Annotated in this window: 19 protein-coding genes and 1 riboswitch; of the genes, 6 read left to right on the forward strand and 13 right to left on the reverse strand. The window is 33.8% G+C overall.

All coding sequences use genetic code 11. The features are described 5' to 3' along the window. Positions 1-33: 33 nt before the first annotated feature. Positions 34-2862: an excinuclease ABC subunit UvrA gene (gene uvrA, locus RTY06_RS08765; protein ID WP_312824296.1), complete on the reverse strand. Its 2829-nt coding sequence runs from the start codon at positions 2860-2862 to the stop codon at positions 34-36. A gap of 251 nt (positions 2863-3113) precedes the next feature. Here uvrA and RTY06_RS08770 point away from each other — a divergent pair, with 251 nt between their 5' ends. Beyond that, positions 3114-3908, forward strand: a complete 795-nt coding sequence (locus RTY06_RS08770; RefSeq protein WP_312824297.1) for a S1/P1 nuclease — start codon at positions 3114-3116, stop codon at positions 3906-3908. Between the two features lie 314 nt (positions 3909-4222). On the opposite strand, the gene RTY06_RS08775 is transcribed toward RTY06_RS08770, so the two are convergent. The 5 genes from RTY06_RS08775 to RTY06_RS08795 form a co-directional block, all read right to left on the reverse strand. Further along, positions 4223-5140 (reverse strand): UbiA family prenyltransferase, encoded by a 918-nt coding sequence (locus tag RTY06_RS08775; protein WP_312824298.1) that lies wholly within the window; start codon positions 5138-5140, stop codon positions 4223-4225. A gap of 161 nt (positions 5141-5301) precedes the next feature. Then, positions 5302-6228 carry a mevalonate kinase gene (locus tag RTY06_RS08780; RefSeq protein ID WP_312824299.1) on the reverse strand — a complete coding sequence of 309 codons (927 nt, stop codon included), beginning with the start codon at positions 6226-6228 and terminating at the stop codon, positions 5302-5304. Between the two features lie 85 nt (positions 6229-6313). Continuing rightward, a complete protein-coding gene (locus RTY06_RS08785) occupies positions 6314-7795 on the reverse strand; it encodes an MFS transporter (protein ID WP_312824300.1) in 1482 nt (493 codons plus the stop codon). 96 nt (positions 7796-7891) lie between these two features. After that, entirely contained in the window at positions 7892-9073 is a 1182-nt protein-coding gene (locus tag RTY06_RS08790) for an acetyl-CoA C-acyltransferase (RefSeq protein ID WP_312824301.1), read from the reverse strand. 95 nt (positions 9074-9168) lie between these two features. Further along, entirely contained in the window at positions 9169-9582 is a 414-nt protein-coding gene (locus tag RTY06_RS08795; RefSeq protein ID WP_312824302.1) for a hypothetical protein, read from the reverse strand. Positions 9583-9709: 127 nt separating this feature from the next. Here RTY06_RS08795 and RTY06_RS08800 point away from each other — a divergent pair, with 127 nt between their 5' ends. Together RTY06_RS08800 and RTY06_RS08805 are read left to right on the forward strand one after the other, a co-directional pair. Next, on the forward strand, positions 9710-9943 hold the full coding sequence (locus RTY06_RS08800) for a hypothetical protein (RefSeq protein WP_312824303.1): 234 nt from the start codon (positions 9710-9712) through the stop codon (positions 9941-9943). Continuing rightward, positions 9928-10224 carry a type II toxin-antitoxin system RelE/ParE family toxin gene (locus RTY06_RS08805; RefSeq protein ID WP_312824304.1) on the forward strand — a complete coding sequence of 99 codons (297 nt, stop codon included), beginning with the start codon at positions 9928-9930 and terminating at the stop codon, positions 10222-10224. Before RTY06_RS08800 ends, RTY06_RS08805 begins: the two co-directional genes overlap by 16 nt. Positions 10225-10300: 76 nt before the next feature. On the opposite strand, the gene RTY06_RS08810 is transcribed toward RTY06_RS08805, so the two are convergent. From RTY06_RS08810 to RTY06_RS08820, 3 genes are read right to left on the reverse strand one after another with little or no spacing between them, the layout of a single operon-like run. Further along, positions 10301-11383 carry a hypothetical protein gene (locus RTY06_RS08810; protein ID WP_312824305.1) on the reverse strand — a complete coding sequence of 361 codons (1083 nt, stop codon included), beginning with the start codon at positions 11381-11383 and terminating at the stop codon, positions 10301-10303. Between the two features lie 6 nt (positions 11384-11389). Next, complete coding sequence (locus RTY06_RS08815; protein WP_312824306.1) at positions 11390-12052, reverse strand: hypothetical protein; 663 nt, start codon at positions 12050-12052, stop codon at positions 11390-11392. Then, positions 12033-12593 carry a sigma-70 family RNA polymerase sigma factor gene (locus RTY06_RS08820; protein WP_312824307.1) on the reverse strand — a complete coding sequence of 187 codons (561 nt, stop codon included), beginning with the start codon at positions 12591-12593 and terminating at the stop codon, positions 12033-12035. Before RTY06_RS08820 ends, RTY06_RS08815 begins: the two co-directional genes overlap by 20 nt. A gap of 546 nt (positions 12594-13139) precedes the next feature. Here RTY06_RS08820 and RTY06_RS08825 point away from each other — a divergent pair. Together RTY06_RS08825 and RTY06_RS08830 are read left to right on the forward strand one after the other, a co-directional pair. Then, complete coding sequence (locus RTY06_RS08825; RefSeq protein WP_312824308.1) at positions 13140-13535, forward strand: hypothetical protein; 396 nt, start codon at positions 13140-13142, stop codon at positions 13533-13535. A 188-nt stretch (positions 13536-13723) separates the two neighbouring features. Then, positions 13724-14416 (forward strand): CoA transferase subunit A, encoded by a 693-nt coding sequence (locus tag RTY06_RS08830; protein WP_312824310.1) that lies wholly within the window; start codon positions 13724-13726, stop codon positions 14414-14416. A 19-nt stretch (positions 14417-14435) separates the two neighbouring features. Here RTY06_RS08830 and RTY06_RS08835 read toward each other — a convergent pair whose 3' ends face one another. Beyond that, positions 14436-15491, reverse strand: a complete 1056-nt coding sequence (locus tag RTY06_RS08835) for a hypothetical protein (protein ID WP_312824312.1) — start codon at positions 15489-15491, stop codon at positions 14436-14438. A gap of 57 nt (positions 15492-15548) precedes the next feature. After that, a complete protein-coding gene (locus RTY06_RS08840; RefSeq protein WP_312824314.1) occupies positions 15549-17348 on the reverse strand; it encodes an ABC transporter ATP-binding protein in 1800 nt (599 codons plus the stop codon). A 277-nt stretch (positions 17349-17625) separates the two neighbouring features. Between RTY06_RS08840 and RTY06_RS08845 the strand changes: the two genes are divergently transcribed. Continuing rightward, on the forward strand, positions 17626-18279 hold the full coding sequence (locus RTY06_RS08845) for a CoA transferase subunit B (RefSeq protein WP_312824316.1): 654 nt from the start codon (positions 17626-17628) through the stop codon (positions 18277-18279). Between the two features lie 91 nt (positions 18280-18370). Here the strand turns inward: RTY06_RS08845 and RTY06_RS08850 are convergent, their stop codons facing one another. Together RTY06_RS08850 and RTY06_RS08855 are read right to left on the reverse strand one after the other, a co-directional pair. Continuing rightward, entirely contained in the window at positions 18371-19672 is a 1302-nt protein-coding gene (locus RTY06_RS08850; RefSeq protein ID WP_312824317.1) for an aminotransferase class I/II-fold pyridoxal phosphate-dependent enzyme, read from the reverse strand. Between the two features lie 89 nt (positions 19673-19761). Next, positions 19762-19862, reverse strand: a riboswitch (SAM riboswitch). Positions 19863-19984: 122 nt separating this feature from the next. Continuing rightward, positions 19985-20785 (reverse strand): DUF4197 domain-containing protein, encoded by an 801-nt coding sequence (locus tag RTY06_RS08855; protein WP_312824319.1) that lies wholly within the window; start codon positions 20783-20785, stop codon positions 19985-19987. Positions 20786-20848 lie beyond the last annotated feature (63 nt).

Here is a 20848-nt window from a genome sequence, read left to right on the forward strand (position 1 = left end):
GTTTTTCTGAGAGAATGACAAATCTGATACCAATCACATTTCTTTCTTCAAAAACTTCGCCGTCAAACTTTTTTTGGATTTAATTACTTCTTCTGGTGTTCCTTCTGCAATGATTTGTCCGCCGTGTTTTCCACCTTCTGGACCAACATCTATGATATGATCAGCGAGTTTAATCACATCCATATTATGTTCGATAATGATGAATGAATTTCCTAGTTCAACCAATTGTTCAATAGCCTCCATCAGGATTTTCACATCTTCAAAATGAAGTCCCGTTGTTGGCTCATCCAAGATATAAAGTGTATTTCCGGTTTGTTTTTTGGAAAGTTCGCTTGCTAGTTTTACACGTTGCGCTTCGCCACCACTCAAAGTTGTGGATTGCTGTCCAATCGTGATATAACCCAAACCAACATCTTTCAAAGTCTTTACTTTATTAAATATTTTCGGAATCGGCTGGAAAAATTCTACAGCTTCGTTAATTGTCATATCGAGAACATCAGAAATCGATTTTCCTTTGTAACGAACTTCCAAAGTTTCGCGGTTAAAACGTTTTCCGTGGCAGGTTTCGCAATGAACGTAAACATCTGGCAAGAAATTCATTTCAATCACTTTTAAACCGCCTCCTTGACAGGTTTCGCATCTTCCACCTTTCACATTGAAAGAAAAACGTCCGGCTTTGTAACCACGGATTTTACTTTCCGGTAACTCAGCGAAAAGATTTCTAATATCTGTGAACATTCCTGTGTAAGTCGCAGGATTGGAACGTGGCGTTCTCCCAATTGGACTTTGGTCAACATCTACAATTTTGTCGATATTGTCAATTCCTTCGATACTTTTGTATGGCAATGGTTCTTGGATAGCTTTGTAAAAATGACGATTCAGAATCGGGTATAAAGTTCCGTTAATCAAAGAAGATTTTCCACTTCCCGAAATTCCTGAAACAACTACCAATTTCCCAAGCGGAATCTCAAGAGTTACATTTTTCAAATTATTTCCAGTTGCACCTTTAAGTACAATTGATTTTCCGTTTCCTTTTCTACGTTCGGCAGGAATTTCGATTTTACGTTTTCCTGTGATATAATCGGCTGTGATTGTATTAGCTTTAGTAATATCTTTTGGATTTCCCTGCCAAAGAATTTCTCCACCGAATTTCCCTGCTTTTGGACCAATATCCAAAACGTGGTCGGCTTCCATAATCATATCTTTGTCGTGCTCCACAACTAAAACCGAGTTTCCAATGTCACGTAATTCTTTCAGAGATTTAATCAATCTTTCGTTATCACGTTGATGCAAACCGATTGAAGGTTCATCCAAAATGTAAAGTACATTCACCAATTGAGAACCAATTTGAGTTGCCAAACGAATTCTTTGAGATTCTCCTCCAGAAAGCGTTTTAGAACTTCTGCTCAAACTCAAATAATCCAAACCAACATCTAAAAGGAATTGCAATCTGGTTTCGATTTCTTTCAGAATTTCGTGAGCAATCAATTTATTTTTATCACTGAATTTATCTTTTACATCCGCCAACCAATCTTTGAAATCTAACAAAGACAAAGCGTTAACTTCTGCAATATTTTTTCCATCGATTTTAAAACTCAAACTTTCCTGACGAAGACGCGCGCCTTTACAAGTTGGGCAAGTTTCTTCGGTTGTGAAGTTTCGTTCCACTAAAACTGCATCGTAATTTTCTCTTTCCTCAACAATATCTTCAAGGATTTTGACTAAACCTTCGAAATTGATTTTGATTTTTTTAGAAATTCCAGCGTGTTTCAGTTCTTTGGTAATGTCACTGCTGTAGCCGTAATAGATGTAATTCAAAGCTTCTTTCGGAATATCTTTGAACGGCGTTGTCAAACTTAAATCAAAAACTTCAAGAATAGATTTGATTTGAGACAGAATCCATTTGTTGGATTTTATTTGTTCCAAAGGCAACAATGCACCTTGATTGATTGATAAACTCGTATTTTCTACGAAATAATCTGTGTTGACTTTTTTTACAGTTCCAAGTCCTTTGCAGGTTTCGCAACTTCCTTTTGGCGAGTTGAAGGAAAACGTGTTGGGTTCTGGCAAAGCCATCGAATCTCCCGTAACATCATCCATTAGATTCTTACTGAAAAAGTGAATCTCGTCTTGCCCCATTTCTTGGATGGCAATCAAACCTTCTCCCATATCAGAAGCGGTTTTCAGAGATTTTTCCAATCTCAGTTCTGAAGCATTTTCTCCGATAATCCAGCGGTCAATCACAACCTCAATGTCGTGAGTTTTATATCTATCAAGTTTTAAATCGTATTCAATATCTTGTAAAACACCATCTATTCTGGCTTGTGAATAACCTTTTTTGGAAAGATGAATGAACAGTTCGTGGTAATGTCCTTTTCTGGAACGCACAACCGGAGCCAACAGATAAACTTTTTTCCCTTTGAAGTTTTCTTTGATGGTTTCCAAAATCTGGTCTTCCGTATAACTTACCAATCTTTTTCCAGAACTCATCGAATAAGCATCGGAAACTCTTGCAAACAAAAGTCTCAGAAAATCATATAATTCCGTGATTGTTCCAACAGTCGAACGTGGATTTTTGTTGGTTGTTTTTTGTTCGATTGCAATAACCGGCGACAAACCTTCAATTTTATCAACATCCGGACGTTCCAATCCGCCTAAAAACTGCCTTGCATAAGCCGAAAAAGTTTCGATGTAACGGCGTTGTCCTTCGGCAAAAATTGTATCAAAAGCCAAAGAGGATTTTCCACTTCCGGAAAGCCCTGTGATTACTACCAATTCGTTTCTTGGAATTTTTACGGATATATTCTTGAGGTTGTGTTCTCTAGCACCGTAAACTTCGATAAATTCTTGATTATCTTTCATTAAATGGGAAAACGCAAAATTACGGAAATTAACTCGTTTTTTAATCATCGCAAAGGTGCCAATTTTTGAAAATTAACAATACTTAAAAAGACGCAAAGTTTACCTTCGCGACTTTTAACAATGATAAAAATCAGAATTTTTTGCGTCTTTACGATAAAAATGAAACACAAGTTTAATAATAATTAACATTGTTTTTTACCGGATAAAACCTGAGCTAAAACTATCTTTGCGGTCTGAAATAAATTAAAAAAATGAAAAGTATTTTATCAAGATTCGTGTTATCTATTTGTATTTTGTCATCGCTTTACTCTTTCGCTTGGGGATTGACAGGACACAGAATTGTAGCGGAAATTGCACAACATCATTTGAGTTCCAAAGCTCAAAGAAATATCAAAAAACTCTTTGGAGAACAGAAAATGGCTTACTACGCCAACTGGCCGGATTTCATCAAATCTGATACGACAGGTGTTTGGAAAGAAACTTCGTCTTGGCATTATGTGAACATCAATCCACAAAAGAATTTGCAGCAGTTCAAAGATTCGTTATCGGTTCAAAAATCTCCGAATCTTTACACACAAATCAGAATCTTATCTGATAAAATCAAAGACAAAAATGTTTCTGATAAAGATAAAAAAGAAGCTTTAATGTTCCTGATTCACTTAGTTGGTGACCTTCATCAGCCTTTGCACGTAGGTAGAGCTGAGGATTTGGGAGGAAACAAAGTTAATGTGACTTACTTTGGACAAAATACCAATTTGCATTCGCTTTGGGATTCCAAATTGGTTGATGATCAAAAATATACTTATACAGAATTTGCGAATCTTTTAGACGTAAAATCAAAAGATGAAGTGAAGCAAATCCAAAGCGGAACTTTGGAAGAATGGTTGTTTGACAGTCATAAAATCGCTAATTCAATCTATTATCAAACTCCGAAAGATTCTAAATTGAGTTATGCATACAATTACCGTTTCGAATCAACATTAGAAAGACAATTGCTTTACGGTGGATTACGATTAGCAAAGGTTTTGAATGATATTTTTGGATAATTTCTTAACGCAAAAGCGCAAAGATTTTTTTCAATTATTGAAAATATTTTAAAGTCGCAAAAACTTTCGAATTTTACAAATCAACCCTTTCAGAGTTTGAAATTGGCAACGCCGAATCTTCGATTTCTGAAAGGGTTTTTCTTTGACTTTATTCATTTAATAAGCCTTATTTGAGATTCCTATGGAATGACAAAATTGTGTTTTTATACTGAATCTGCAGCCCGACTTGAGCGGAAATCCTTTTTACGCAACGAAGTGAAGTGAAAAGATTGGGAGCGGAAGGCGGATTAAGCTGCCCATATAATTAATATCCTTTAAATCAACCAAGGATATTTGTGAAAAATCCCATCGAAAAGCATTGCTAAAATTCCGAAAAAAATCCAAAGCCTCAAAAGATTCAAAGATTTGAATTTATCATTTTTTTTGTTTCGGAAAAGCATAAAAACGGTTCCGATAATTACAATCGTGGTTGCTAGGAAATACCACGCGATAATATTTTTGAATCCAATTCCAACACTTAGAATTACCGAAGTTGCTAAAGTAATTATTAATAAAACTAATAAAATCGACCTTGTATTTTGAAACCCTAATCTGTTAGCAATCGTATCATAACCGAACATTTTGTCGGCATTCTTTGTCAATGTATCTTTTGTAATATCAATGATAAATAACATCAGAAAAAGGAAAATTGCCAAGAACAAAATCTTAAGCGAAAATGTCTGATAATAAATCAACATTCCGAAGAATGGATAAAGTGTCAGCGCCACAAAAGTGAAATTGTTAAGAACAATTATTTTGCTGAGTTTATGGCTGTAAAACCACATCAGAAACTGATAAATCAAGAAGAAAATAAAAACTCGGTGAGACACAAAAATTGCTAAGCCTAGTGATAATACATTCAGAATAACGTAGGCTGTGAGAAAGTATTTTTCTTTGAAAAAACTTTGTATTCTTGATCGAAAAGGCTGCGTCAATTGGTCTTTTTCCTTATCATAAAACCGATTGATAATTCCACCCGCCAATATGCTGAGTACGGAACAAATAATAATTGTATGAACTTTGTAATCGAAAACAAAATCTCTGAAGCTTTCTTCTCTATTGAACAGGAAAAATGTAGAAACATAAAGCGCAAAAGTGAGAAGAACAGCAACAAAAAAACGAGCACCTAAAAGAAAACCCATCAACTGAGAAATACGGTAAAAAGCATTTCGGGACGTTGGTTTTTCTGTCATTTTTTAGTTTAAATAAATCTTTTAAACCACAAAAGTCACAAAAGATTTTTAATGAATTTAGAATTTGAAAAGTAGGATCAAAAGAACAAAAAAGTCAAACTTTTTAAACTTTAAATATGATTTTTTAAGTTTTTTTTCTTTTGTGACTTTTGTGGTTCAGACTAAAATCTGTAAATCACTTCTTTTTGGAAGCCATCTAACATTTTCTCGGCTTTCGCATAATCTTTTGTGAAACCAAGAATATAACCTCCGCCTCCACTTCCGCAAAGTTTAAGGTAATAAGCGTTAGAATCAAGACCTTTTTTCCAAGCATTGAAAACGTTTTCAGGAATCATCGGACGGAAATGTTCATAAGCCCAAACCGATAATTTTTTCATATTACGGAAAAACGGATTCATATCTTTTTTCAAGAACGCATCAATACAAGCATTATTGTATCGGATAAATTCTTCTTTAAGCGTTTTACGGAAACCTTCGTTTTTCAATTTCTCAAAGAAAATCTGAATCATTGGTCCAGTTTCACCGGTTATTCCAGAATCTATCAAGAAAATCGCACCTTTCCCAACTTCTTCTTTTGGAAGTGAAACTTTCCCGACATTTTCTTTATTTTCAATAAGAATCGGAAGATTCATATAACAAATCAAAGGGTCCATTCCGGAACTTGTACCGTGGAAATAACTTTCCAACTGACCGAAAACTTTTTTCAGATCCTTCAACTCGTCTTTAGAAATGGTTTCTGGGTCTCTTTTTGTGAAAGAATATTTTTCGAAAATTGCTGCGACCAAAGCGCCAGAACTTCCAACACCATATCCTTGCGGAATATTGGAATCGAAAAATAACCCCTTTTCTATATCATTTTTGAAAGCATCCACATTCAGTTTGAAATCTGAAGGCAATTCTAAATCAGCTAAATAATTGGAATATTTTTCTAAAGATTGGTTCGATTTTTTTTCAAAATCGTTGTCCAAATCAGAAAACTTGAGTGTTCCTTTATAAAAACTATACGGTACAACCAACCCTTGCGAGTTCTCTATCATTCCGTATTCTCCGAACAAAATTATTTTTGCGTAAAATAAAGGGTTATTCATATTGCGTTTTAGTGTTGCAAATTTACAAAAAATAAACTATTCCATTAATATCAAATAATAAACCAATTTTTTGAAGATTAAATGTTTATCGGGTATTATTTTTCACTTTTAGAAAACGAATCAGAATCAATCCAATTGCAAAGAAAATCGTCATTGACAATGCTGAAAAACGCATATTATTAAAATATTCAATCAAAGTAGAAAATATTAATGTCCCAAGAATAATCGCTAATTTCTCCAAAACATCATAAAAACTGAAATAAGTCGTATTATCCATAGAATCCGTCGGAAGTAATTTGGAATAAGTTGATCTAGACATCGCTTGCAAACCGCCCATTACCAGACCAATTACACCTGCAATTCCATAGAATTGATATTCCACATTCGGATTTTCTTTATTAAGATAATAAGCAGCAAGACAAGCTCCAATCCACATTGCAACTGTGATACTGATGACATTTTTGTTTCCGATTTTTTTCGATAACCAAGAGAAAAATAATGCACCGATAATCGCTTCTATTTGAATTAATAATAATGTCATTATTAATTTCTCTTGAGCCATATTGATTTCTCTTTTCCCAAACAATGTTGCCATAAGGAAAATCGTCTGCATCCCAACACTGTAAAAGAAAAAACTCGAAAGAAAATATTTTAAATTTCTGTCTCCGAAAAGATGATTTCCAACTTTGAATAATTCTTTGAAACTTTGTTTTATAATATCAATATAGAAACTGATATTATCTTTTAAAACTTCAAAGAAACCACCTTGTTCAGCGTGACTTTTGAAGATATTTTTATAATTAAGCAAAACCAAATCTTTCGGCAATTGTTCTTTAACCTGTCCAAATTGAGGCAAATGTTTGAATGTATATTGTGAAAATCCAAACCACCAAGCTCCTGTCAACAAGAAACTAACTCTTGTATAGATTGCAGCCTGCTTAGGTGTTTCTGCACAAACCTGAATTAAAACCAAACAAATCACAACCAAAATCACAGAACCAATATAGCCGTAAACATAGCCTTTTGCTGAAAGCGCATCTTGCTTATCTGGCGTTGCAATATCTGGCAAAAAGGAATTATAGAAAACCAAACTTCCCCAGAAACCCACACTGGCTGTTACACTGAATAATAATCCCAGCCAAACAGTTCCCATCCCGGTAAACATCGCTAATCCCATACAAGATGTAGCACCAAGATAACAGAAAAACTGAAGGAAAGATTTTTTATTACCAATTGTATCCGCTAAAGAAGATAAAATTGGAGAAAGTAAAACCACAATGATAAAAGAAAGTGTGAGAGAATATCCGTAAACGGTATCCGGATGAAACTCTTTCCCAAAGATTTTAATCATATGAGGTATAGCAACATCAATCCATTGTTTAGATTCTGCAACATACTCCTTCTTTTCATAAGCCGTTGTCAGAATAGCATAATATATTGGAAAAATCGTTGAAGTAATAACTAATGAATAAACCGAATTTGCCCAATCATACAACGCCCAAGCGCGCATGATTTTCGGATTATTTTTTATGGAGTTTTCAGTGTTTGTTTTTTCTATTTCAGACATTGGAAATATATTATTTAGACAAAAATAAACAAACCATCAAGAAGTTGATTAAAAAATCAATTATTCTTAATGGTTTGTTATTATTAAGGAAAAATCTTACTGTAGATTCTCTATCACAATAGCCGTTGCACCACCGCCACCGTTGCAGATTGCAGCTGCACCGTATTTTCCGTTGTTTTGTTTCAGAACATTAATCAAGGTTACAATGATTCTAGAACCGGAACTTCCTAGTGGATGACCGATGGAAACTGCGCCACCATTCACATTAACTTTAGAAGCATCTAATCCTAAAACTTTACAGTTTGCTAAACCAACTACTGAAAATGCTTCATTCAGTTCAAAAAAGTCGATGTCGTCTTTTGTAAGTCCTGCTTTTTCAAGAGCGATTGGCAAAGTTTTGGAAGGTGCCATTGTAAATCTTTCCGGTTCAATAGCGGCATCAGCATACGAAATAATCTTAGCTAAAGGTTTTAAACCTAACTCTTCTACTTTTTCTTTTGACATCAATATTAAAGCAGAAGCTCCGTCATTAAGAGTTGATGCGTTGGCTGCAGTTACAGTTCCATTTTCTTTCTGAAAAACAGTTGCTAAAGTTGGGATTTTATCAAATTTAACCGCTTTATATTCTTCATCTTCTGAGAAAATAACAGGTTCTCCTTTTCTTTGAGGAATCGAAACTGGAACAACCTCTTCTTTGAATTTTCCCGCTTCCCAAGCTGCTGCTGACCTTTGGTAAGATTGGATTGCGAAAGCATCTTGTTCTTCTCTTGTGATATTATTTTCTTTAGCACATAATTCGGCACAAACACCCATATGCTGTTTGTTGTAAACATCAGTCAAACCGTCTTTTACTAAGCCATCTTGTATTTTGATATCGCCTAACTTCACACCATTTCTTCCTTCTAGATAATGAGGAACGCTTGACATATTTTCCATTCCGCCGGCAACGATAATGTCAACATCACCAGCCTTGATTGCCTGAGCTGCCATTGTTACGGCTTTCATTCCTGAAGCACAAACTTTATTAATTGTTGTGGAAGGTGTATGGTTAGATAAACCTGCGCCCAAAGCGACTTGTCTAGCTGGAGCCTGACCTTCACCAGCCTGCAAAACATTTCCCATATAAATTTCCTGAACCAAAGCTGGGTCAAGATTAATTTTGTCTAAAGCTCCTTTTACCGCTGCAGTTCCCAATTGTGTTGCAGGAACGCCAGACAGGCTTCCCATAAAACTTCCCATTGGGGTTCTGACTGCTGATACAATGAATACTTCTTTCATAATATTTTTAATTTTTGATTTTAATTATTTTTTAAACACAAAGGTCACAAAGTCTTTTCACTAGGCTCACAAGATTTATTGTAAATATTCTGAAATTAATTGTGTAAATCCTTGTGTCTTCGTGATTCAATATTTTTGATTGATGAGATTAAAATTAGAGCAATCCCTAAAAATTCTATGAACCATCCCCAAGATAATTTTACGATTCCCGCGAATGTCGATTGCCAAGATTTGAATGGTAAAAAACTGAAATAATCTAAAGATTTTAACTTAATAGCAACGATTGTGAAAACAAAAAGCAATATCATTAAAAACGCTATTATTCTCACGAATTTAGTTTTGTCAATTAAGATGAAAACAAGCATTAATAAGGAAAATCCCCAAACTGCAACAGCAAGTGTATTATCAACTTTCCGATAGTTCCAGTTTCCAATGATGGGAATATGAACCAATGGCAGAAAACTGCCTGCAACAACCAAAAATAATCCGATTAACTGTAAATTTTTCATTTCTAAATCCTGTTTGGCAATGTAAATAAAAAATCAGATAAGCACAACAATTGTATGATGATGTTTTTAATTTATTCAGAAAAAAAGTCAAATTAATTTTATAATTTTATATCAAGATTTGTGAATTATGAATACTGCGGAATTAAAGCTAGACTTAATCAACCATATTACAAGCATTACTGACAAAGCAAGGCTAAAAGAAATATTACAGCAATTGAAATTTCAAGCTGACGAATCTATTTATATAACTTCCGAAGAAGAAAAGAAAGCAATTTCCGAAGCAAGATATCAGATTGACAATGGAGACGTTCTTTCTAACAATAGTGTTCAAGAAGAAATCAAAGAATGGCTGAAAAAATAGTCTGGACTCTCAAAGCTAAAAATGAGCTTGTGGAAATTTTGCAATATTGGATTAATAGAAACAAGTCTAATGTTTTTAGTCTAAAATTAAATTCACTTATTGAAGCTCAGTTAAATCTAATTCTGGAGCAACCAAAAATTGGTAGAAAAACCGACATCCCCAATGTTTACATCAAAATTATTCATAAATATCTTCTCTATTATGAATTTGTAAATGGCACTCTTTACATCTTAACCATCAGACACGGAAGTCAAAATCTCGAAAATGTAGAATTAAAATAAAAAACTCACATCTTTTTCAGATATGAGTTTTAATAAGAAAATAGTGTATAAGAATGTTCTATGAAAATGTTATCAATTAAAAATCAATGTTGGCAATTTCGATTCCGATTTGGATTCCGTTTTTGTTTGGTAAGTTGGCTTTGTTATTGAAAATAGGTGTGAAATCTTTTTTGATGAATAAATTAACACCTCCATATCCCAGACTGAATTTTCCTCCAAATAAGAAAGCATTCACGCCGTCATCTAAAGTATAATCGTACTTTTTGAATTTATCATTTTCATTATGATATTTCACTTTTACGATGCTTCTTGTATTGATTCCTGCATAAGCTCCCAATCCAACTTTCCACATTTTTTTTCTCACATCCAGATATTGTTTTCCGTCATATTCGGTATATTTTGGATTAAGATAGAGCTGAAATTCAATTGGTGAAGTCAAATAAACATTTCTCAATTTTGAACGTTTCAAACTTCCTTGTTGAAAATCTTCAAGAAATAACTGTGAATTATCCTGAACAAAAACCTGCGGACGTTTTGGCATATAAGTATCGGTTCTGTAAGCCAATCCGTATCTCAAAACCCAAGGACTCGTGAAACTTCCCAATTGTTTATCTTTTCTGAACTGAACCTCAACGCTGTGAGAATTTCCGATTCTCATTTCAGAATCATTTTCAAATGGATTGAAACTACCTTTGTCTTTAGTCAAATTTGCGAACGCATAACCTACACTAACAGCGCTCGTATTGATATATTCTTTTGGTGACTTGTCTTTCTTTTTAATTTTAATTAACAATCCTGAAGTTCCAAAAACCATTACATTTTTATTTTTCAATGTGTCTGGTTTTGTATTGTAAACCGAATTTGTAACTGCAGTTTTTGTAATATCTTCCAGTTGCTGACGCTCGCTCTCAATTTTATAATTAATAATCGTTTCGTATTTTTTAGAAACTCTTTCTTTTTGAGAAATTTGCTCTGCTTTTGTGATTTTTCCTGAAGTAAAAGCTTCATCGATTTTGTCGGTTTCAGCTTTCATATTTGCTTTTTCTGTGGATACGATTGAATTAACTTTTTCAGTGTAAGATTTCATCTGATTATCAAGCGTAGTTTGAGCTGTAGCAAAGCCGGAAAGCATTGCTAAAAGTAGAATTTTGAATTTCATTTTAGTTTATTTAGTTGTTATAGAATCTTTGTCGTAGAGCGTAATTCCGAAGAGTTTGATACGTTTTGGATTGGGAAAATCAGAATCATTTTTAGGTTTTATGGTATTGATTCCCATTGCAGATTTTGGAGTTTCTGTTTTGGCTTTATCAATTTCTACTCCGAAAAGTAAATCCGATGAAGACACGTATTTTACCTTTGGTTTCTGTATTTCATTTTGAGCCAATCTTTCTTCTGATTGAGAAATAGTTTGTGGCTCTTCTTTTTTTATAAAATTTTCTTTTTCAGGAATTATTTCTTTGGTTGGTTCTGAAGCCGAAGGCTTTGCATTTTTAATCGCTAATTTTTGATTATCCGTTTCAGAAGTGATAATTGGAAGCGATTTTTTATTTTCATTAATACTTTCAGATTGCGGATTTACGGTTGCAATTTGATTCTCTTTTTGAAATTTAAACTCAGGAGTTTCCTTTACTTTATTTTCAATATCCATCATCCAAGAAACTCCATTGAAACTTACGATTAGAATAATCACAGCAACAAATCTCCACCAAATCACTTTCGGTTTCTTAGTTTTCGCAGGAGCTTGGTCGAGTTTTTCTTCCAATCTGTCCCAAAGACTGTCGGAAACTTTCATTTCCTTTTGTTCGTATTTAGATTTCAGATTCTGCATTTTGTTTAATGTTTTGCTGTTGATTAAAATAATCTTGTAACCATTTTTTAGCTTTGCTAAGCTGACTTTTGCTTGTTCCTTCAGATATATTAAGGATTTCTGCAATTTCCTGATGTTTCTTTTCCTCAAAAACAGCGAGATTAAAAACAAGTTTGTAACCAATCGGCATTTCTTTGAAAATCACTTCTAAATCAATTTCCTGAGAAAACTCCGAAATATCTTCTACTTTTTCTGCCATCGAATCTGTAAACTCGGTTTCCGCATACAGAATATGTTTGTTTTTTCTGATAAAACTGATGGCATCATTCACTACGATTTTTCTCAGCCAGAAAGGAAATGATTCATAATTCTTACAATCTTCAAGCTTTGTAAAAGCTTTATAGAAAGCATTCATCAGCACATCTTCAGCATCGTCCCGATTATTAATGTAAGAATTGGCGACCGACAACATTTTCCCCGAAAATATCTCGAACAAACTCTTCTGAGCCAATCGGTCATTTTTCTTCGCTTTGGAAAAGATATGTTGCAAATCTCTGTTCATTTTTTCTTTCTGACTATAAGACGACAAAAATCCGAAATGGTTGCCTCAATATTCAAAATTAATTAAAATAAAACTTTAAAATATTGATTATCAGTAAAATAAATTTAAAAACTTTTTACATTTCGCATCATACATTTTACAATATTTGGGCAATTCCGTCGCCAGCGCTTGTCAACCTGAGAGTCTTGGAGGGCCACAGCTTAGGTAGCGCTATCCACTACAACCTTTTTTGTGGAAGATGTTTTCCCTTTTGAATAGAAGATTTCCAAACTACAAAAATAGGATTTCCATTACTGTCTCTTATGCGGGATTGGTCATAATTGAAATTTTCAATAAGATCACACATTAAATCATAGTATTATTAAACGATTGAAATCATGCGGAATAACAAATGTTTTTATTTATAGGATTTTGAAATTTCAGAATCCTTTTTTTTTTCTCAATGTTAAATTTTCAATTTTAATATTAATTTAATATTAACTTAATGCGAATATTTATTAACTTTGACGTAATATTAGATAAGTAATAACTTAAAATCAATTGATTATGAACAAGAAAATGTTAGCGTTATCAATATTTTTATTTGGAATTTTAGGAACGCTCAACTTAGCAAAAGCTCAAACTACAGACAACAAAATACAAGAAGTCATTATTAATTCAGGTGATGGTTTCGGGGAATTAAGGAAATTGTTGAAAGATAATTTCGATTTCACCAACCAAGATTATAAAGAAGGAGTTGTGAATTCCAACGTGAGATTCAGTCTTTCTGAAAATGGAAAAATCACCAATGTAAGCGCCAATGGCGACTGCAAAAATGTGAGCAAAGAATTAGAAAACGTTTTGACGCATTTGCTTTATAAAGTGAATATGGACAAACTAAGCCAAAAAATGGTCGCATCATCTTATGTAATGCCAGTGAGCGTTACAATAGACAACCGATAAAGGTTTAAATGTTTAAAATTGTTAGGGAAAAGTCGTACATTTTTGGTGTATGGCTTTTTTTGTGACTTTTTGTGGTTTTTACTTCAAAGAATATCAGTCTTTCATCTTTTCTCTATTTTCTTTCTTCCAATACAGGGATTTTTCTATATTTATAAACAAACAAATTGAACCAAAGAAATCTCAATTTTATGATTGATAAAAGAGTGAAAAACGCTGAAGAAGCGGTAAAAGATATCCAAAACGGAATGACGATAATGCTTGGCGGATTCGGGCTTTGTGGGATTCCTGAGAATTGTATTTCAGAATTGGTAAAGAAAAACGTAGATAATCTGACTTGTATTTCCAATAATGCAGGTGTTGATGATTTCGGTTTGGGATTGCTTTTGCAGAAAAAACAAATCAAAAAAATGATTTCTTCTTATGTTGGAGAAAACGCAGAATTCGAACGTCAAATGTTATCCGGAGAATTGGAAGTAGAATTAACGCCTCAAGGAACTTTGGCTGAAAAATGCAGAGCGGCGCAAGCAGGAATTCCTGCATTTTACACACCAGCTGGATTCGGAACCGAAGTTGCGGAAGGTAAAGAAGTGAAAGATTTCAACGGAAAACCTCACATATTAGAATATGCTTACAACGCTGAATTCTCAATCGTAAAAGCTTGGAAAGGTGACCACGCAGGAAATTTGATTTTCAAAGGTTCGGCTCGTAATTTTAATTTTCCAATGGCCGGTGCCGGAAAAATAACCATTGCTGAAGTAGAAGAATTGGTTGAACCCGGACAGCTTGACCCAAATGAAATCCATATTCCCGGAATTATGGTTCAAAGGATTTTCCAAGGTGAGAATTATGAGAAAAGGATAGAGCAGAGGACTGTGAAATAAAAGAGCTAGTTAGTAATTTTCAAAGTTCAATTATAATATTTTTATAAAGTTCTGGATAATTTTTTTTCTTTTTTTTAATTAGTTCAACTATGTAAAATACGAATTTTTTAGCATCATTTAGAGCTCGTTCAGTTTCAAATAAATTAGGTTTATAACCAATATGTACAACACGATTTCTTAATGAATAACAGCTGTCATACCAATTTTTTATGTCAGAGTTTTCATTTTTAATATCCCATATTCCACCTATTCTTTTAGACATTTCTTTTTTAATCATAGACATAAATGGTGTGTTTTCCATTTTTTCAATAATTTCACTTTCTTTTAGGCCTTCTATCTCAAGAAAATAATAAAATAATCTCTTTACTTTAACTTCCACCGCAGTTTGGCAAAAAGTAACGGCTTCTGAAAACAACCCTCTATTTAGTCTATATTTTGCTAACAAAAAATAATTTTCGGGAAGCAAAAACATATAATCATTTTTGATTATATGGTTGCTGAAATTTTGGAGAGCAATACATTGATTACTCGTTATTTCTTCCATTTCAATATCAATTTTGCTGTGTAATAAAAATAAAATTTTTTCAACAGACCATTTCTTAATATCAATAAGTTCGTAGCTACAGAAAGGTTGTAGGTCGAATTTTGTGATTTGATAAACATATTCATCTTGAAAATGAATTGAATAAGCAATTATAATAGCATTTAAATGCTCAAGGGATTTGTCAAAAAAATAAGAATGTTCATTGGATAGTTTTATATCTATATCCTCATTATTATAAGTGTTGAATATAAATTCCGGTCCAATAATACAAAGTGTCACTTCTGTTTTTTTCGAACATAATGTTATATTATCATCAAATACTTTAATCTGTGTTTCTACCTTTAAAGTTGTGAAGAATAAAAAAGACCAATAATCTTTTTTATCTTCGAATTCTGACATCACAACATAACCATCAGGAACTGGTATTTGATAAGGAAGTTCTAGCTTAGTTTGAAGTATAAATTTTTGGTCAATATTAAATTTCTCAAAGATATTTTTATATGTTTTTTTGTAAGATTCTTCAGTAATCATTATCCATATTTTTTATTAAAAGATAGTATTTTAGACTCGCTTGTAATAATTATTTATTTAAAATTGGGTTAAATTTTTCCTCTCCCCAATCTGCTGTCTCCACATTGCATAATACAAACCTTTTTCTGCAATCAGGTTTTCGTGAGAACCGGTTTCTATGACTTGTCCGCGTTCCAAAACATAAATTCGGTCTGCGTGCATAATGGTGCTTAATCTGTGAGCAATTAGAACTGTGATTTGTTCTTTTTGTTGTGAAATATCTTTGATGGTTGAAGTGATTTCTTCTTCAGTAATACTATCCAAAGCAGAAGTCGCTTCGTCAAAAATTAATAAGTTTGGTTTTCTTAATAATGCTCTTGCAATCGCAATTCTTTGTTTTTCACCACCACTTAACTTTAATCCGCCTTCACCAATGACTGTTTCGATTCCTTTTTCAGCACGTTCTAATAAAGTTTTAGTGCTTGATTTTTTCAATGCGAGTTCGATGTCTTCTTCGCTGGCGTTTGGATTCACGAAAAGAAGATTTTCTTTGATTGTTCCTGCAAAAAGCTGTGTGTCCTGAGTTACAAATCCGATTTGATTTCGTAATTCATCAAAGTCAAATTCTTTTCCGTTGATTTTATTATAGAAAATATTCCCTTCCTGAGGTCGGTACAATCCAACCAGTAATTTTACTAATGTACTTTTTCCCGAACCACTCGGACCAACAAAAGCAATTGTTTCTCCGTTTTTAACATCGAATGAAATATTATTCAAAGCTTTATATTGAGCGGATTGATGCTTGAAAGAAACGTGTTTGAATTCCAGTTCTTCAATCGCACCGATTTGTTTCGGCGTCAGAGGTTTTTGTTCGACTGGTTTTTTCATCAGATTATCAAAATTCTTCAAAGATGCTTCGGCTTCACGATAAGAAATAATGATATTTCCAATTTCCTGCATCGGACCAAAAATGAAGAATCCATAAAACATCAATGATAGATATTGTCCCGGTGTTACAATGTTTCTGAAAATCAAATATAAAAGTGTCAAAGTAATCAACTGTTGAAGAAAATTGACCATTGTTCCCTGAATGAAACTCAATGAACGAATGCTTTTTACTTTCTTTAATTCCAGTCCAAGGATTTTGTAAGTATTGTTATTCAGGCGATTGATTTCCTGTTTTGTTAAGCCTAAACTTTTTACAATCTCGATGTTTCTCAAACTTTCGGTTGTACTTCCTGCCAAACTTGTAGTTTCTACAACAATCGTTTTCTGAATATTTTTGATTCTTTTACTTAAAAGATTTGTGACGAATGCAATCAGAAAAATACCGACAATATAAACCGGCATTATCGACCAATGCAATCTAATCGCATAAACTGAAACGAAAATGATACTTACCAAAATCCCAAAAAAGACATTAATGAAATTAGTAATAAACTTCACCGAATCTTCTCTTACTTTAGTCAAAATCGATAACGTTTCGCCACTTCTCTGGTCTTCGAATTCCTGATAAGGCAAAGCCATAGAATGCTGTAAACCGTCGGTAAAAATATTAGCTCCGAATTTTTGAGTAATGACATTCACAGCGTAATCCTGAAACGCCTTTGCAATTCTGCTGACCATTGCAGTTCCAATCAGTAATCCTAAAAAGTAAAATGCACCGTGATAAATATCGGTTCCGTAAAGAAATTGATTCAGATTTCTAGGTAAGAGTTTTTCTTTATCGAAAAAGTGAGGATGTGTGACTAGATTATCTAAAATATTACCCGTAATAGCAGGCGCAAACAAAGAAAAAACCTGATTGACTGTTGCTAAAAATAAGGATGCAATCAGCAACCATTTGTGTGGTTTGAGGTAACGAAATAATGTCTTCATAATGATGTTGCAAATTTAATGATATAAATCTGATTGGTTCAGAAATAATATTGACTAAGAGTATATCTGAGATTAATAAAACCACATAAGCACATAGAAATGTCTTTCTTGAAAGGTGAAATAGAGTTTGAAAAGGAACTATTTCTTCTTAGTTTTTCAAAAAAATCTATGTGCGGATGTGGTAAAAAACACGGCTAATATTTTGTAAGCAAGCTTTTCACAAATCGTACTTTTGTGTAAAGCAGAATTTGTATATATTGCAGTATAACATTTTACTATGCTTACAAAAGAACAAATCGCGCAACGCATATCAAAAGAAGTGAAAGACGGGATGTATGTTAACCTTGGAATCGGGATTCCGACTTTGGTTGCCAACTATGTTCCTGAGGATATTTCGGTGGAATTCCAGAGTGAAAATGGTGTTTTGGGAATGGGACCTTTTCCTTTCGAAGGCGAAGAAGATGCAGACCTGATTAATGCAGGAAAACAAACGATTACAATTCTTCCCGGAGGTTCTTTTTTTGATTCGGCTTTCAGTTTTGGGATGATTAGAAGCCAAAAAGTGGATTTGACAATTTTGGGAGCAATGGAAGTCTCCGAAAACGGTGATATTGCCAATTGGAAAATCCCTGGGAAAATGGTAAAAGGAATGGGCGGTGCAATGGATTTGGTTGCTTCTGCAGAAAATATCATCGTCGCGATGATGCACGTCAACAAAGCTGGCGAGTCTAAAATTTTGAAAAAATGTACGCTTCCTCTAACAGGCGTGAATTGTGTGAAAAAAGTAGTCACAGAATTAGCGGTTATGGAAATCACAGATAAAGGCTTCAAGCTTTTGGAAAGAGCACCGGGAATTTCGGTTGAAGATATTATAAAAGCTACAGAAGCTGAATTGATTATTGAAGGAGAAATTCCGGAGATGTCGTTTTAATTAAAATGACAACAAAAGTAAAAGGAACTTCTAAGATGAAGCTCCTTTTTATAAAAGAAAGTAGTAGTTTGTATTGTAATCTGTTCATGAACTATTGGTCAAAAGTTTTTTGTAATGCTTGATTAATATCCTCCAGAATATCATCAATATGCTCTATGCCAAGGCTAAGACGTACAAGTCCAGGCGCTAAACCAGATTTTTTGAGTTCTTCCTCAGAAAGTTGAGAGTGAGAAGTTGAAGCTGGGTTAAGAACTAAGCTTTTTGAATCTCCTACGTTAGCAAGATTTGAGAATAGTTTTAGATTATCTATAAATTTTGTAGCAGTTTCTTTTCCACCTTTCAATTCAAAAGATAAAACACCACCGAACCCGTTTTTAAAATATTTTTTAGCGAGCTGATGATCAGGAAAGCTTTCCAAGCCGGGATAAAATACTTTTTCTACCACGTTTAGTTTTTCTAGATACTCGGCTACTTTTTGAGAATTTTCCACCGTTCTTTCTACACGTAAAGAGAGAGTTTCTACGCCTTGTAACAGAAGGAATGAATTGAAAGGAGAAATAGCAGGCCCAAAATCCCTCAGTCCTTCAACTCTGGCTTTGATGATGTATGCAATATTTCCAAAAGGCGAATTTTTGCCAAAAACATCAGAAAATACCAAACCGTGATAACCTTCGGATGGTTCTGATAAAAGCGGAAATTTCTCCGAGGACCAATCAAAATTACCACCATCTATAATAATTCCACCGATAGAATTACCGTGTCCTCCAATCCACTTTGTGGCAGATTCTACAACAATGTTTGCGCCGTGCTCCAAAGGTTTGAATAAAAATCCACCAGCTCCAAATGTATTGTCAACAATCAAAGGAATGTTATGTTTTTTCGCAACATTAGCAATAGCTTCAAAGTCCGGTACATTCAGCGTAGGATTTCCAATGGTTTCCAGATACAACGCTTTGGTATTTTCATCAATCAATTCTTCAAAATCTTCAGGATTATCATCTTTTGCAAAGCGAGCCTCTATTCCAAACTTCTTAAAGCTAACCTTGAATTGATTATGAGAACCGCCATATAAGAACGGAGAAGTCACAAAATTATCTCCAGATTGTAAGATGTTGGTAATTGCAATAAATTGTGCTGCGTGACCAGATGCAACGGCTAGAGCTGCTACACCACCGTGCAAAGCTGCAATTCTTTTTTCGAAAACATCTGTAGTTGGATTCATAATCCGGGTGTAGATATTCCCGAACTCTTTGAGTCCAAAAAGATTGGCGCCGTGTTCTGCATTGTTGAAAACGTAAGAAGTTGTTTGATAAACAGGTACAGCTCTAGAGTTGGTGTTGTCTATATCGTGCCCTGCGTGTAACTGTAAAGTTTCAAATTTTAACTGACTCATATATTATAATTTAAGTTTAAAAAAAATACTCTTTTGACTCTGGGTTACAAGTCAAAAGAGTACTAATCTAAAATTGAAATTATCTTTTTGACTTATCTTCCTCTTTTGAGTTTGAATGTAGCACCTTGCCATAATTAGCAGGTTGCTAAGGTTTCTAAGGGTCAAATCCCTCCACCTTTCTTGATAAGTTGTTCTTTTTAAGAACTTTTATTTGGGCAAATTTATAAATAATATTTATCCTACCAAATAAGTATGATATTAATTTGTAAAAAAAACTGTCTTTTTACAACAGTTTTATATTTTTGATATCTATTACTTCTTAACTGCACCAAAAACCTGTTGTAGAATGGAAGTCGTTCTCAGCGCAGAATTATTTCTAATTCCTGTTTCTTTTTCCGCTACCATTTTGAAAACCCCGTTGATCGTTTCTGTGGTCACATATTCATTCAAATCGGTGGTTACAGATTGTCCTGTCAAGGTGTTGTATTTTGAAATTAGGTTACTCCAAACTTTATCTGCACCAACTTTGCCTAATGAAGCCTGCACTTTTGGCTGAAACGCTGTGAAAAGCTGACTTTGTGTTTTGGTTTGCAGATAAGTGGTTGCCGCATTATCACTTCCAAGAAGAATGTTTTTTGCATCTGTAATGGTCATAGACGTAATGGCATTGGCAAAAATAGGAGTAGCTTCTGTTACAGCATCTTCGGCAGCTCTGTTTAGTAATTTTACACCTTGATCTGCTAGGCTTCCCATCCCTAAACTTCTAAGTGTAGTGTCGATTTTTCTTAGCTTTTCAGGCATTAAGATTTTTACAGCTTCATTTTTCAGGAAACCATCGGTTACGCCTAGTTTTTGTACCCCTTCTTTTACGCCTAGATTTAAGGCTTCTTTCAATCCGGAAGAAATCTGAGTCGAGGTCAAACTTCCAAGGTTTATGTTGGAATTGTTCGTTGTAGTTTGAGTTGATTTAGTTGTAGTGGTTGAACTTTGTGTTTTGGGATTGCTCAAGTCTATACCCGTTTTATCTTTCACGGCTTTAAAAATATCACCAATCTGTGCTTGAGTAGAAATTGAAAATAATAATCCAGCCGCAACGATATATGTCTTTTTCATTAAATATATTTTTCACAAAATTAGATGATTAAATCTGAGCGATGTTAAAATAGTTTCATAAAT

The organism is Epilithonimonas sp., assembly GCF_032055105.1.
In the GTDB taxonomy this organism is placed as follows: Bacteria; Bacteroidota; Bacteroidia; order Flavobacteriales; family Weeksellaceae; genus Epilithonimonas.

Bases quoted from the DNA above. Each gene is read 5' to 3' on its own strand.
- RTY06_RS08830 (WP_312824310.1), top strand. From the start codon at position 13,724: ATGATTGATAAAAGAGTGAAAAACGCTGAAGAAGCGGTAAAAGATATC.
- RTY06_RS08795 (WP_312824302.1), bottom strand. From the start codon at position 9,582: ATGAAAAATTTACAGTTAATCGGATTATTTTTGGTTGTTGCAGGCAGT.
- RTY06_RS08785 (WP_312824300.1), bottom strand. From the start codon at position 7,795: ATGTCTGAAATAGAAAAAACAAACACTGAAAACTCCATAAAAAATAAT.
- RTY06_RS08855 (WP_312824319.1), bottom strand. From the start codon at position 20,785: ATGAAAAAGACATATATCGTTGCGGCTGGATTATTATTTTCAATTTCT.
- RTY06_RS08825 (WP_312824308.1), top strand. From the start codon at position 13,140: ATGAACAAGAAAATGTTAGCGTTATCAATATTTTTATTTGGAATTTTA.
- uvrA (WP_312824296.1), bottom strand. From the start codon at position 2,862: ATGAAAGATAATCAAGAATTTATCGAAGTTTACGGTGCTAGAGAACAC.
- RTY06_RS08770 (WP_312824297.1), top strand. From the start codon at position 3,114: ATGAAAAGTATTTTATCAAGATTCGTGTTATCTATTTGTATTTTGTCA.
- RTY06_RS08790 (WP_312824301.1), bottom strand. From the start codon at position 9,073: ATGAAAGAAGTATTCATTGTATCAGCAGTCAGAACCCCAATGGGAAGT.
- RTY06_RS08815 (WP_312824306.1), bottom strand. From the start codon at position 12,052: ATGCAGAATCTGAAATCTAAATACGAACAAAAGGAAATGAAAGTTTCC.
- RTY06_RS08800 (WP_312824303.1), top strand. From the start codon at position 9,710: ATGAATACTGCGGAATTAAAGCTAGACTTAATCAACCATATTACAAGC.
- RTY06_RS08810 (WP_312824305.1), bottom strand. From the start codon at position 11,383: ATGAAATTCAAAATTCTACTTTTAGCAATGCTTTCCGGCTTTGCTACA.
- RTY06_RS08775 (WP_312824298.1), bottom strand. From the start codon at position 5,140: ATGACAGAAAAACCAACGTCCCGAAATGCTTTTTACCGTATTTCTCAG.
- RTY06_RS08820 (WP_312824307.1), bottom strand. From the start codon at position 12,593: ATGAACAGAGATTTGCAACATATCTTTTCCAAAGCGAAGAAAAATGAC.
- RTY06_RS08850 (WP_312824317.1), bottom strand. From the start codon at position 19,672: ATGAGTCAGTTAAAATTTGAAACTTTACAGTTACACGCAGGGCACGAT.
- RTY06_RS08840 (WP_312824314.1), bottom strand. From the start codon at position 17,348: ATGAAGACATTATTTCGTTACCTCAAACCACACAAATGGTTGCTGATT.
- RTY06_RS08780 (WP_312824299.1), bottom strand. From the start codon at position 6,228: ATGAATAACCCTTTATTTTACGCAAAAATAATTTTGTTCGGAGAATAC.
- RTY06_RS08845 (WP_312824316.1), top strand. From the start codon at position 17,626: ATGCTTACAAAAGAACAAATCGCGCAACGCATATCAAAAGAAGTGAAA.
- RTY06_RS08805 (WP_312824304.1), top strand. From the start codon at position 9,928: ATGGCTGAAAAAATAGTCTGGACTCTCAAAGCTAAAAATGAGCTTGTG.
- RTY06_RS08835 (WP_312824312.1), bottom strand. From the start codon at position 15,491: ATGATTACTGAAGAATCTTACAAAAAAACATATAAAAATATCTTTGAG.